Source organism: Nitrospira tepida, from assembly GCF_947241125.1.
In the GTDB taxonomy this organism is placed as follows: domain Bacteria; phylum Nitrospirota; class Nitrospiria; order Nitrospirales; family Nitrospiraceae; genus Nitrospira_G; species Nitrospira_G tepida.
In genome coordinates, this window is the sequence record NZ_OX365700.1 from 328,919 (window position 1) to 341,279 (window position 12,361).

Below are 12,361 nucleotides of genomic sequence, written 5' to 3' on the forward strand. Positions count from 1 at the left end.
TTGACGCCCCCTCTACCGCTCCACAATCATGGCCAGCGCCTCGCCGCCTCCGATGCAGAGGCTGGCCAGCCCGCGCCTGACCCCTCGCGCCTCCATCGCGTGGAGCAGTGTCGTCACGATGCGGGCGCCGGTTGCTCCAATCGGATGGCCCAAGGCCACGGCACCGCCGTGGACGTTGACCCGTTTGGGATCGAGCCCTAATTCCCGGTTCACCGCAAGCGAGACAGAGGAGAAGGCTTCATTGATCTCGAACAGATCAATCTCACCGACGGACAGCCCCGTCTGCTTGAGCACCAGCTTGATGGCTTCGACCGGCGCGATCGTGAACCATTCCGGCGCGAGCGCCGCGCCCGCATAGCCGACGATTCGCGCCATCGGCTTCAGTCCAAGTCGTGCCGCCTCGTCGTCCGCCATGATCACCAGCGCCGCAGCTCCGTCGTTGCAGGACGGAGAATTGCCCACCGTTAGCACGCCGTCCTCCTGAAACACCGGCTTCAACGAGCGCAGTTTGCTCAGATCGGCCCGATTGGGTTCTTCGTCCTCCCGCACAACGAGCGAAGGTCCTTTTTTCTGCGGCACCTCCACCGGCACGATCTCCCTGGCAAAGGCGCCGGAGGTCACCGCCTCCCGAGCCCGGCGATAGCTCTCCAAGGCGAAGTCGTCCAGCTCTTCCCTCGTGAAACGGTATTTCGCGGCGCAGAGCTCGCCTCCATGGCCCATGTGAAAATTGTTATAGACGTCCCACAACCCGTCTTTGATCAAACTGTCGGTCAGTTCCCCGTGCCCGAGCCGGTAGCCCTGTCGGGCCTTCTCGAGCAGGTAGGGCGCGCGGCTCATGTTTTCCATGCCGCCCGCCACGATGACCTTTGCGTCGCCGAGTTGGACGGCGCGCGCGGCCATGATCGCCGTCATGAGGCTTGAGCCGCAGACTTTGTTCACGGTCGTCGCGCCGACAGAGTTCGGAATACCCGCGCCCATGGAAGCCTGTCTCGCCGGCGCCTGGCCCAGCCCTGCGCTCAACACGGACCCCATGTAGACTTCGTCCACGCGATCCGGACGAAGCTCGATGCGTCTCAAGGCTTCGGCGATGGCGAGGCTCCCCAGCTTGGTCGCGGGCACAGGACTGAAGACCCCGTTGAAGCTTCCCATCGGGGTCCTCACCGCGCTCACAATCACCGCTTGCGGTCGATGCGTCATAGGCGCTTCTCCCAATCCTGCTGCTCGAGATCACGCTTGATCTTGGCCATAAACTGATCGGCGGTGGCGCCGTCGATCACGCGGTGATCGAACGAAAGGCTCAGATAACACATGGGCCGAATCGCGATTGCATCGTGGATGACGACCGCCCGTTTCTGCACGGCGCCGATCCCGAGGATCGCAATCTGGGGCTGGTTGATGATCGGCGTGCTGAAGAGGCTCCCGAATCCTCCATGGTTCGTGATCGTAAAGGTGCCGCCCTGGACCTCCTCCGGCGCGAGCTTCTTGTTTCTGGCGCGCTCGGCCAGGTCCGCCACTTCCTTGGAGAGTTCCAGCAATCCTTTGCGGTCGGCGTGCTGGATCACGGGCACTAACAGCCCCTCGTCGAGCGCCACGGCAACGCTCATATGGATGTCCTTCCTGAGGACGATCCCCGAGTCGCCCCATGAGGAGTTCATGATCGGCAGTTCCTTAAGCGCGCGGCACACGGAACTGATGATGAAGGGCAAATAGGTCAACGACTTCCCTTCACGAAAGCGGGCGATCCCGGAGCAGTCCACCTCGAAGAAGGTGGCGACATGGGGAGCGGCCTGCTTGCTCTTCACCATCCGTTCGGCGATGGTCCGGCGCATCTGCGTGAGCGGGAGTATCTCATCCTGTTCCCGCAGCTCTCTCGGCGCCTCTCGCTTCACCCCCGCCGGGGTAGGTTGCGTCGCCGTGGGTTCGCGCCCGGCGACAAAGGCCAGCACGTCCTTTTTTGTGACGCGCCCTCCCTCGCCCGTCCCGACGACCTGATGCAAATCTACGCCATGTTCCTTCGCCAGTTGGCGGACCGCGAGGGAATAATGTTCCTCCCCGCCGGACATTGGCTCGGCCGGACGCACCACCACGCCGCCGACCCGGTTGATGACCCCAGTCTCAGCCGTGACGCCACCGTCCAGACGGGCCAGCACCGTGCCGACGGGCACCGTCTCCCCAGGCTGAACCAGCACCTCGATAAGCAGGCCCGTCGCCGGCGAGGGGATCTCCAAGGCGACCTTGTCGGTCTCCACTTCGAGCAGCGGCTGATCCTTCTCGATCCGTCCGCCTTTCGGGACCAGCCACTTGACCACGGTCCCTTCCGCGATGCTCTCGCCCAGTTGCGGCATGACAATGTCGGTCGCCATAAAACTCCGTTATGCGTCAATCGTCAATTGTCATTCGGCTCAGAAGTGAACATGCTGTCATCATCCTCCACGATTGACGCATGACGCTTGACCAGTGACGATCGTCAATAGGCTGCCAATTTCTTCGCCGCCGCCACCACGTCGCTGGTCTTCGGGAGGAAAAACTCCTCCAGCGGTGGGCTGAACGGCACCGGTGTATCCGGCGCCGCAATCCGCACGACCGGCCCATCCAGATGATCGAAACAGTCTTCGGCCAGTGATGCCGCGATTTCGGCGCCGATGCCGCCGGTCTTGTTGTCTTCGTGCAGGAGGATGGCCTTGCTGGTCCTGCGCACGGATCCATATATCGTGTCCTTGTCGAGCGGACTCAGCGTCCGCAGGTCGACAACCTCGAGATCAATCCCCTCTCGGCTCAGCAGCTCCGCCGCCTCGAGCGCGACATGCACCATCGCGCCATAGGTGATGACCGAGATATCGGTGCCCCGCCGCTTGATGTCCGCCTGCCCGATCGGCACGACGAAATCGTCCTTCGGCAACTGGGCCTTGATGCGCCGGTAGAGAAACTTGTGCTCGAAATAGATGACCGGATTGGGATCGCGGATGGCCGCCTTCAGCAGCCCCTTGGCGTCGTAAGGAGTGGAGGGCGCCACGAGTTTGAGGCCGGGGGAATGAAAGAACCAGCCCTCGGGACATTCGGAGTGGAAAGGCCCTCCGTGCACGCCGCCGCCGAAGGGCGCGCGAATCACCATCGGCACGGGCGCGCCCCAGCGATAATGATTCTTGGCGGCCACCTCGGTGATCTGATCGAAGGCGCAGGAGATGAAGTCGGCAAACTGCATCTCGACGACGGGCCGGAGCCCCATCATCGCCGCGCCGATTGCCGCCCCGACGAAGCCCGATTCGGCCAGCGGCGTATCCAGCACCCGCCACTCCCCGTACTTCTGAAGAAACCCTTCCGTAATCTTGAAGGCGCCTCCGTAGGTTCCGATGTCCTCCCCCATCAGAAAGACCCGGCTGTCTTGCGCCATCTCCTCGTCCAGCGCCTGGGAGATCGCCTCCAAATACGTCACATCCGTCCCGGATGCCACGCTGGTCATGGTCGTGCTCATGGTGCGACCTCCCGTTCGGTGGCGAAGACTCCTTCCAGGGCCTCTGGTCCCTCCGGCAAGGGACTCTGTTCAGCAAACTCTACGGCTGCCTCGATTTCCTTTTTGACCCGCTCCCCGACCTCTTGAAAATAGGCGGGGTCCCCGTAGCCCAGTTGCGTCAGCAGCCGCTCGGCGCTCAGGATCGGATCCTTCTGCTTCCATTCTTCCAGCAACTCGCGCGGCACGTACTTGGCCGGGTCATGTTCCGAATGGCCATGCATCCGCATCGTTTTGAATTCCAGAAACGTCGGTCCCGCTCCGGCTCTGGCTCGGGCAATGGCCCGTTTGGAGGCAAGATATACGGCAACCACGTCATTGCCATCGACGATCTCGCCCGGCATCCCGTAGGCCTTGGCCCGCTCGACCACATCCCGGATCGCCATCTGATACCGGATCGGCGTGGAGTAGGCGTACTGGTTGTTGTTGCAGAAGATGACGACCGGCAGTTTGCGGACGGCCGCGAAATTCATGGCCTCATGAAAATCGCCCCGACTGGTCCCGCCGTCCCCCGTGCCGGTGAACACCACCCGGGCCTCGCCCCGCATTTTGAAGGCGAGTGCCGCCCCGGTCGCGACCGGGAGGTTGTCGGCTAGGTGACTGACAAAGCCGATGATTCCGCGCTTCAGGTCTCCCATGTGGACGTTGCCGTCTTTGCCCTTGGTGGGGCCGGTTCGTTTGCCCAGGTACTGGGCGATGACTTCTCCCGGCGTGATACCCCGGATCAGGAAGGCCCCCATGTCCCGATGGAACGGGGCGATCACGTCATCCCGTTCCAGGGCCGAGGCATAACCGACGGCGATGGCTTCCATCCCGTGGCTGGTGTAGCAGCCGCCGACGATGCGACCCTGCCGGTACAGGGCACTGATGCGGTCTTCGAGGGCTCTGGTGAGCCGAAGGTAATAGTACATCTGCAGCAGGTCGGCCCGTTTGATGTCTCGTTTCACCTCCGCCAGGTCCATGAGCTACCTCCAGCCGATGTATGAGGGTGACGTTGCTTATAATTCTGGCATGTCTCTCCAGAACAGCAAGGGTTGCCGGTCCCGGCACAGGGGACAGCGGTCCGGCTCCCATTGCGGCATGTCCAGGTCCGTCGTGTAGTAGAAGGGATAGGTAGCAATCAGTTCATCCATGAGGGGAAATTGGCCGCTGTCCCGACGGGCGAAGACCATCATGCCGGCCAGATGGCCGCCTTGGTCCGTGATCACCTTGCCGAGTTTGCTCACGCAGTTCCCGCGAGTGGTCACGTCGTTGAGCGCCACGAACCGGTCACCGGGCCTGATGAGCCCCTCGGCGATCTGCGTGCCGATCCGTCCCGTCTCGCAGTTGTAGGGCGTCAAGGTCACACGAAGGCCCATCTGCGCATCCAGCAGCTTGGCGATACCGTCCGCCAGTTGTGCGGCTGCCGAGCCGGTCGTGACGAGGCCCGTGATCGATTCCTTCTCGAACGTGCGCGAGATCCAGTTCGCCATATCCCGGACGATCAAGCCAAGGAGCTCCGGTACTCGCGAGATCGATTCGAACCGCAGGTAGGTCCCCGTATGGTGGCCGGACACGACCGCGACATGAGTATCGAAGTACACCGCCTGGGCGGTGCGTAGAATCCGATGCACGTCCCACTCCGACAGATTCGAGTGCGGTCCCTTTCGGATGATCCGCTCCAGCCTGGTGTCGATCTCCGGACTCACATAGAGCTTCCGGTGCCGCTCCACCAGTTCCGACAGGGCCGACTCCTGAGTGAGGTTGACGCTCATCGTCCTTCCTCCATACCAAGCTTTGCTAGAACCGGCGGCTCATCGGGCGAAGCCCCTCTGCATTGACGCCGCCGGAGGAACACCTCACGTGATTCTCTTCCCCTCTCTTCTCTACCAATCCACCAAGCTTTGCTAGAACCGGCGGCTCATCGGGCGAAGCCCCTCTGCATTGACGCCGCCGGAGAGATCCCTCTAATGCTTCCTCTCCGCCTCTCCATACCAAGCTTTGCTTGAACCGGCGCCTCCTTCTCGTCTCGTAGACCGGGTTGCCTTCGCTATTCCTCCGCCTTCACCACTCGGTTCCTCAAGACCCCGATCGGCTGAATCTCCAATTCCACGACGTCACCCGGTTTGAGAAAACGATCCAGCTCAAGGCCGCAGCCGCCGCCCACCGTCCCCGATCCGAACAGGTCGCCCGGATAGAGACGTTCCCCTTGTGACACATGCGCAATCATCTGAGAAAAACTCCAATAGATCGAGCCAAATCGCCCGCGCGACCACTCTTCGCCGTTGACGCGCGCGATCATCGTCAGGTCGTCCAGGTTCGGGATCTCGTCGGGAGTCACCAGATAGGGCCCGATGGCCGTGGCGAAGTCCTTCCCTTTCGCCGGTCCCAACCGGCAGGCCATCTCCTGAAACTGAATGTCCCGCGCGCTGAAATCGTTCATGATCGTGTAACCGGCGATGTACTGGCCCGCTTCCCGTTCCGGCAGATCCTTGCCCTGCCGGCCGATCACACAGGCCAATTCCAACTCGTAGTCCAGCTTCGTGGTCGCAAGCGGCCAGGCTAGATCCTGGTCCGGCCCGATGATCGTGCGGTGATTCCCCTTGTAGTAGACCGGCGCCTTGTACCATTCAGGCGGGATAGGCTGCCCCCGCCGCTTGGAGGTGGCGGCAATGTGGTCCTCGAACGCGATGAAGTCACGGAGCGAAGGCGGATTGGGTAACGGAGCGATGACCCGCACCACGGTGGTCTTGTAGAAGATCGTTTCCCCTGTGGGTCCTTCCGCTTCAGGCCCCAAGCCCGCGGCATGCTCCAAAGCCCGTCGGGCGGCCTCCATCGCCGAGGGCCCGCCCTCCAGAAACTCCAGCATTGTCGGCGGCACCTGCGCCGCCGCCAGCCGGTACGGCTGTGCCTCTTTCTGGTCTGCCAGCCATCGCGCATAGGCCATGTTCAAGTCCACCAGGTGAGCACTCTGGAGGGCTCCGATCCTTGTAAACAACCCGACCGGCGTACGAACCTGAAAGCTGGCCAGTTTCATGACCGACTCCAACTGAGGGCGTAATCCTTCTGTTCAACCGCCTCGAACTCCGGCAACACGACAAAAGGCCGGCGGGACTCGATCATCACGGCCACTTCTTCCGTGTGCGTTTTTCCCTTGCTGGCCTCGACGGCTTGAGGCTGAGGCCCGTGATGGATGCCTTGCGGGTGCAACGTCAGCATGCCCGGTTGAATCCCGGCTCGGCTGAAGAAGTTGCCCCGGTGATAAAACAGCACTTCGTCGTAATCCATGTTCCGGTGGTAAAAGGGGACTTTGAGCGCCTCGGGATCGCTCTCCAGCGGCCGCGGCACGAAGCTCGAGATCAATATCCCTCCGGCCTGAAACGTCGCATGGACGGACGGAGGCAGGTGGTACCGTGGGCTGGTCACGGGACGAAAATCCCGCACGTTGAGCTTGGCCGCCCAGAGATCGCCCTTCCAGCCGACGACATCCAGCGGATGGAACGGATACCAGACGCGCGTGTATTCACCGCGGCGCTTGATCCGAACCTCCCATTCGCGGGTCTCGCCGCCGGCTTGATCGGACGGAGCGGGGCCGCCGTCCAATTCCGGAGCCGCCAAGAGCCCTCGATCGAAGAGCGCATGTTGTCCCAGCAATCCCCGCTCGGGCAGGCGGATGGCTTCTTCCGATTCAACGATCAGGAACAACGAAGGTTGCGTCTCCACCATCACACGATAGGTCGTGCCTTTGGGGATAACGACATAATCGCCCGGTTCGTAAGGTAATGAGCCGTAGTCCGTTTCAAACCGTCCCTGGCCGGCATGCACAAAGTGCACCTCATCGCCGTCGGCGTTCCTGACAAAATAAGGCATCGAGGTGGCGCGCCGCGAAATGAACAGGCCGCCGTCCGGGCTGCGGAGGACTTCGGCCGGATGACCGTCGGATGATCCCAGATCCTGCGTGGCGAGAGCGGAGCAGGCAAACGCTCGAGGACGGAGGGGACCTTCAATGCGGACCCATCCGGTGGGAGGATGAATGCGGTATAAATGGGAGACGGGGCCGCTGAAGCCCTGGCGCCCGTGTTCTTCCTCGCATAACCCCTCCGGGATAGCCACATGCGCCTGGAGCGGCACCTTCCCTTTCTTCAGCAGGTACATGACGGACCTCCGTCACATGCAGCGAATCATATCTCCCATACAGATGACTCCCAGCAAGCCCATTTACGATGCCCGCTTCTGGCTCGTCTTCTGCCTCCGTCGGAGAGGAACCGGGCTCGACTTGTAATCGATGATGGTCTGTTCGACGCCCGCGATCTGATCGCGCTCGATGTCTTTGTACAGAGACTCGACCGTGCTCCGGACGAAGGTCTTGGACTTTTCTTCACCATGCTCCCGTTGCGTCAATTCGAGAAACACCCCGGCGCCGGGAAACAGGGGGTAGGTAAACCGCTGCTTGAGCGGGCCGAATCCGTCCCGCCCGTCCTTGAGCGGACCGCTGAACTTCACTCCGTGGGCCTCCCATTCCCTGCAGACGGCCTCGATATCGTCCACTTCGATTGCGACGTGCTGCACCCCTTGGCCGTACTTTTCGATGAACTCATTGATCTGGGACTTGACCGCCTTGTCCCGCCCCTGCATGAGCGCGATCTTGGCCTCACCCCGTTGGACGACCACCGTATCCATGCTGGACTTGTCGCTTCCCACGTCCCGTGCCGACCAAATCACCTCAAATCCGAGCACCTTGGTGAACAGATATTCCGCCGAATCCAGATCTTCCACACAGAGCGTGATGTGATCGATGCCCATTGATCCGCGCATGGTGTGACCTCCTCTACCCCCGCAGCTGGTTGGAGTCGCTGGTCTTGCCGGGCAAGTGAATCGCGATGCCTCCCTCCTTCATCCGGAGTATAGCAACATGGCTGGGAGTATAACAACAGTATCTATATTGAACAATATATTTTTTATATTATCCGAGAGAGGCCATGAACATCTCACTGCAAGCCTATTCTGAGCCGACCATGATCCTTCGCAATGCCTCATCTCCTCACCACAAAGTTATTCATTGTTTTTATGATATGAAAGTACTATCATCAAGGCACGATCTCGACATACGGCGTCAGGAGGTGCTCCATGACCTTCTATGAGGAGATGCGGGAGTTCGTCCTTCGTCACGGCGCAATCAACAACCCCTACCTGGACCGCTTCAAGACCGCAGAGATCACCGATCAAGAATTTCACGAGTTCGCCGTCGAGTTTTACAACTTCGCGCGCTTTTTCCCCCGGATTCTCGCCGCTCAGTTGGTGAACACGGAGGACGAGCAGGTGGCGGACGAGCTGACGAAGGTGCTCTATTCGGAACTGGGTGACGGCGAAACCAGAAGGCGGCACGAGTTGCTCTATCGCGACTTCCTTCGGTCCGTCGGGATCTCGGTCCATGACGCGATGGTTCGTCCGATGCTGCCTTCCACCCGCGCCTATATTGACGGGATGGAACAACTCTACAGTGACGGCAATCACGCCAGGGCGCTCGGCGCCTCGTTCGGTCTGGAGAATATGGCGATTACCATGTGGGATCACCTGATCCCCGGCCTCTCCATCCTCAAGAGCCAACGGTATCCGGCCATGGACATGACCTATTTCACCTTTCACCGGCAGCTCGAAGCCTCGCATGAAGAGGCGATGGCACAGGCCGTGGCCGCGGTTGGCGGCGCCAACGACGGCGGGAACGAGAGGATGACGGAACAAGAAAAGGCCGACTTCCGTTATGGCGTGAACGCCGTGCTGAACTATCTGGAAGGCTTTTGGATGGGACTGGAACACCGGTCAGCCGGCTCGGCGAAGACCTGGGAGCATCTGGCCCAACGGCAGGCAAGTTAGACAATGGGCGTCCAAACCGACGGATGATGGGGCGAGGGCCCATATTTTTTTATGGAACGGCCCTGGATCAGCCAGTACGATTCCGGTGTTCCTCCGACTGTCAACTATCCAGCCTGGACGGTCCCTGACTTCCTGCGACATTCATCGGCCCGTGCCGCCGACTCTCCGGCGCTCCTGTTCTACGGCGCCCGCATTTCCTACGGCGAACTGGACGACCTCACGACCCGCTTTGCGGTGGCGCTGCGGCGGCTCGGGGTCGGAAAAGGTGATCGGGTTGCCCTCATGCTCCCGAATATTCCGCAGGCCGTCATCGCCTACTATGGCATTCTGAAGGCAGGCGCCGTCGCCGTGCCGACCAATCCGCTCTACGTCGAACGAGAGATTCAGACCCAGGTGACGGATGCTGGGGCGGAGGCGATGGTGGTCCTTGACCTGTTTTACGCCCGCGTCCGGGCTGTCCGGCAAACGGCCTCTCTCCCCAAGCGCATCATTGTCACCAGCGTTCGGGATTATCTGCCGCTGTTCAAGAAACTCCTCTACCCGATCAAGGCCCGGCTGGCGAAACGCTGGGTTCACATCAACACCACGCCGCCCGCGTACGATTTCCACAAGTTGTTGCGTGCGGCGTCCCTGGGGGACGAGAGCCGCTCCGCCGATCTCCCGTCCGTGCAACCCGACGACCTCGCCCAACTGCAATATACGGGCGGGACGACGGGCATACCCAAGGGCGTGATGTTGACCCACCGCAACGTCGTCGTCAACACGCTGCAAGGCCGATACTGGTATCCGGATCTTCAAGAGGGCCGGGAGATCTTTTTGGGCGCGATCCCGTTTTTTCACTGCTACGGCCAGAGCACCTGCCAGAACCTGGCGATCGCGACCGGGTGCTCGATCGTGCTCCTTCCCCGGTTTCACGCGGACGAGGTCGTCAAGGCGATTCACAGGCATCGTGTGACGATGCTCTCGGGCGTGCCCATGATGTACACGATGATTGCCGAGTATCCGGACGCCGGCCGTTACGATTTGCGATCGCTGCGTGTCTGTTTGAGCGGGGCGAGTCCGCTGCCGGCCGACGTGCAGGAACGGTTCGAGCGCCTGACCGGGGCGAGGATTGCGGAAGGCTACGGCCTGAGCGAAGCCGGGCCAGCGACCCATTGCAACCCGTTGCACGGAACCCATCCCCGTGGCTCGATGGGGCTTCCGTTTCCGGATACGGAGGCGCGCATTGTGGACACGGAGACCGGTCTTCACGACGTGCCCGTGGGCGAAGTCGGGGAGCTGATCGTCAGAGGACCGCAGGTCATGCGCGGCTATTGGAACAGGGAGGAGGACACGCGCCTCGTCTTGCGTGACGGCTGGCTCTATACGGGGGACCTTGTCCGCCGAGATGACCGGGGCTTTTTCTTTTTCGTCGACCGCAAGAAGGACGTCATCAAATCGCGCGGCGAGACGGTGTATCCACGGGAAGTCGAAGAGATCCTGTATCGCCATCCGAACGTCAAGGAGGCCGTGGTCGTGGGGCTCCCGGATCACCGCTATGGAGAAGCCTTGCACGCCTATGTGGTGACCAAAGAAGGGCGGGAGGTCACCGAGAAGGAATTGATCGAGCATTGCAGCAAGGACCTGGCCCGCTACAAGGTTCCGGCCGCCATTACATTCCGCCGTGAATTGCCGCGGACCCTGATCGGGAAAGTATTGCGACGCGCGCTGCGCGAGGAAGCCGTCGCTGCCGGTCACGGCGCGCAGATTCAGCGCGCCGTCTGAGACGTTCAAGGAGGCCTTCATGAAGGACACCGTCATTGTCGCCGGGGCACGGACGCCCATCGGCAACTTCGGCGGGGCGCTCAAGGACCTTCCCGCCCAGAGGCTCGGCGAGCTGGTCGTGCGCGAGGCTGTCGCCCGGGCCGGGCTTGATCCGGCGCTCGTGGAGGAAGTGATTGTCGGCTGTGTGGGGCAAACCAGCGACGCCTATAACGTAGCCAGAGTGATCGCCCTCATGGCTGGGTTGCCGATTCCCACGCCCGCCTATTCGGTCCAGCGCAATTGCGCCTCGGGCCTTCAACCGTTCGTGAACGCCCACCAGAATATCCAGAGCGAGGACGCGGACGTGCAGGTCGTGGGAGGGGTCGAAAGCATGAGCCGCGCCCCGTTCATCTCCCGCGACATGCGGTGGGGGAAGCGGCTGCGGCATGCCGAGTTCATCGACAGCATCTGGGAGGGCTTGACCGACGCCTTTTGCGGCCAGCTCATGGGGCGGACCGCCGAAACCCTCGCCGAAGAGTTCGGCATCGGCCGGGAGGAGCAGGACCGGTTCGCGGTGGAGAGCCACCGTCGCGCCTTTAGAGCGATCCGCGAAGGCAAATTTAAGGAAGAGCTTCTGTCGGTGACGGTGCCCAAAACCGTCGCGGGCCGTGAAGCAGCGCCCACGTTGTTCGCGCAAGATGAAGGACCGAACGTGGCGCTCACCGAACAACAACTCGCCCTCTACCCTCCCCTCTTCAAGGAGGGCGGAACGGTGACGGCGGGAAACAGTTGTCCGCTCAATGACGGGGCGGCCGCAGCAATCGTGATGTCCGCTGAGCGGGCGCGGACGCTGGGGCTGGCTCCGCTCGGCCGTATCAGGGGATATGCCATGGTCGGGGTGGAGCCGACACGGATGGGGATCGGGCCGGCAGAAGCCCTGCCGTTGGCCCTCAAGCGGGCGGGACTGAAACTGGCCGATCTGGAGCTGCTCGAGGTGAACGAAGCGTTTGCCGCCCAATATCTGGCAGTCGAACGTTTGTTGGGCCTCAAGCGGGAGATTGTGAACGTCAACGGCGGCGCGATCGCGCTCGGCCATCCGGTCGGCATGACCGGCACGCGTCTGGTCCTCACGCTCCTCTACGAGATGCGGCGGCGCGGGGCGATGCTGGGAGCGGTGACCCTGTGCGTGGGCGGCGGGCAAGGCGCGGCGATGGTCTTCGAGCGGATATAGGACGAAACAGGTCAACCGTCGATCGT

General features: G+C 61.8%; 11 protein-coding genes. 3 read left to right on the top strand and 8 right to left on the bottom strand.

Annotated features, from left to right (window positions below; all coding sequences use genetic code 11):
- Positions 1–12 precede the first annotated feature (12 nt).
- The 8 genes from QWI75_RS01620 to QWI75_RS01655 form a co-directional block, all read right to left on the bottom strand.
- On the bottom strand, positions 13–1,197 hold the full coding sequence (locus QWI75_RS01620) for a thiolase family protein (protein WP_289266938.1): 1,185 nt from the start codon (positions 1,195–1,197) through the stop codon (positions 13–15).
- Positions 1,194–2,363 (bottom strand): dihydrolipoamide acetyltransferase family protein, encoded by a 1,170-nt coding sequence (locus tag QWI75_RS01625; RefSeq protein ID WP_289266939.1) that lies wholly within the window; start codon positions 2,361–2,363, stop codon positions 1,194–1,196. Before QWI75_RS01625 ends, QWI75_RS01620 begins: the two co-directional genes overlap by 4 nt.
- A gap of 104 nt (positions 2,364–2,467) precedes the next feature.
- Positions 2,468–3,472 (bottom strand): alpha-ketoacid dehydrogenase subunit beta, encoded by a 1,005-nt coding sequence (locus tag QWI75_RS01630; protein ID WP_289266940.1) that lies wholly within the window; start codon positions 3,470–3,472, stop codon positions 2,468–2,470.
- Complete coding sequence (locus QWI75_RS01635; protein WP_289266941.1) at positions 3,469–4,470, bottom strand: thiamine pyrophosphate-dependent dehydrogenase E1 component subunit alpha; 1,002 nt, start codon at positions 4,468–4,470, stop codon at positions 3,469–3,471. The genes QWI75_RS01630 and QWI75_RS01635 overlap by 4 nt, the downstream gene beginning before the upstream one ends.
- A gap of 36 nt (positions 4,471–4,506) precedes the next feature.
- Positions 4,507–5,262: a hypothetical protein gene (locus QWI75_RS01640; protein WP_289266942.1), complete on the bottom strand. Its 756-nt coding sequence runs from the start codon at positions 5,260–5,262 to the stop codon at positions 4,507–4,509.
- 275 nt (positions 5,263–5,537) lie between these two features.
- On the bottom strand, positions 5,538–6,524 hold the full coding sequence (locus QWI75_RS01645; protein ID WP_289266943.1) for a fumarylacetoacetate hydrolase family protein: 987 nt from the start codon (positions 6,522–6,524) through the stop codon (positions 5,538–5,540).
- Positions 6,521–7,642, bottom strand: a complete 1,122-nt coding sequence (locus tag QWI75_RS01650) for a homogentisate 1,2-dioxygenase (protein ID WP_289266944.1) — start codon at positions 7,640–7,642, stop codon at positions 6,521–6,523. The genes QWI75_RS01645 and QWI75_RS01650 overlap by 4 nt, the downstream gene beginning before the upstream one ends.
- 63 nt (positions 7,643–7,705) lie before the next feature.
- On the bottom strand, positions 7,706–8,302 hold the full coding sequence (locus QWI75_RS01655; RefSeq protein WP_289266945.1) for a VOC family protein: 597 nt from the start codon (positions 8,300–8,302) through the stop codon (positions 7,706–7,708).
- 312 nt (positions 8,303–8,614) lie between these two features.
- On the opposite strand from QWI75_RS01655, the gene QWI75_RS01660 reads away from it, so the two are divergent.
- From QWI75_RS01660 to QWI75_RS01670, 3 genes are read left to right on the top strand one after another with little or no spacing between them, the layout of a single operon-like run.
- Positions 8,615–9,361, top strand: coding sequence for an iron-containing redox enzyme family protein (locus QWI75_RS01660; RefSeq protein WP_289266946.1), 747 nt, complete (start codon positions 8,615–8,617; stop codon positions 9,359–9,361).
- 51 nt (positions 9,362–9,412) lie between these two features.
- A complete protein-coding gene (locus tag QWI75_RS01665; RefSeq protein ID WP_289266947.1) occupies positions 9,413–11,125 on the top strand; it encodes a long-chain-fatty-acid--CoA ligase in 1,713 nt (570 codons plus the stop codon).
- 19 nt (positions 11,126–11,144) lie between these two features.
- Entirely contained in the window at positions 11,145–12,335 is a 1,191-nt protein-coding gene (locus QWI75_RS01670; RefSeq protein ID WP_289266948.1) for a thiolase family protein, read from the top strand.
- Positions 12,336–12,361 lie beyond the last annotated feature (26 nt).

Coding starts and splice junctions, on each gene's coding strand:
- QWI75_RS01620 (WP_289266938.1), bottom strand. CDS start 1,197: ATGACGCATCGACCGCAAGCGGTGATTGTGAGCGCGGTGAGGACCCCG.
- QWI75_RS01625 (WP_289266939.1), bottom strand. CDS start 2,363: ATGGCGACCGACATTGTCATGCCGCAACTGGGCGAGAGCATCGCGGAA.
- QWI75_RS01630 (WP_289266940.1), bottom strand. CDS start 3,472: ATGAGCACGACCATGACCAGCGTGGCATCCGGGACGGATGTGACGTAT.
- QWI75_RS01635 (WP_289266941.1), bottom strand. CDS start 4,470: ATGGACCTGGCGGAGGTGAAACGAGACATCAAACGGGCCGACCTGCTG.
- QWI75_RS01640 (WP_289266942.1), bottom strand. CDS start 5,262: ATGAGCGTCAACCTCACTCAGGAGTCGGCCCTGTCGGAACTGGTGGAG.
- QWI75_RS01645 (WP_289266943.1), bottom strand. CDS start 6,524: ATGAAACTGGCCAGCTTTCAGGTTCGTACGCCGGTCGGGTTGTTTACA.
- QWI75_RS01650 (WP_289266944.1), bottom strand. CDS start 7,642: ATGTACCTGCTGAAGAAAGGGAAGGTGCCGCTCCAGGCGCATGTGGCT.
- QWI75_RS01655 (WP_289266945.1), bottom strand. CDS start 8,302: ATGCGCGGATCAATGGGCATCGATCACATCACGCTCTGTGTGGAAGAT.
- QWI75_RS01660 (WP_289266946.1), top strand. CDS start 8,615: ATGACCTTCTATGAGGAGATGCGGGAGTTCGTCCTTCGTCACGGCGCA.
- QWI75_RS01665 (WP_289266947.1), top strand. CDS start 9,413: ATGGAACGGCCCTGGATCAGCCAGTACGATTCCGGTGTTCCTCCGACT.
- QWI75_RS01670 (WP_289266948.1), top strand. CDS start 11,145: ATGAAGGACACCGTCATTGTCGCCGGGGCACGGACGCCCATCGGCAAC.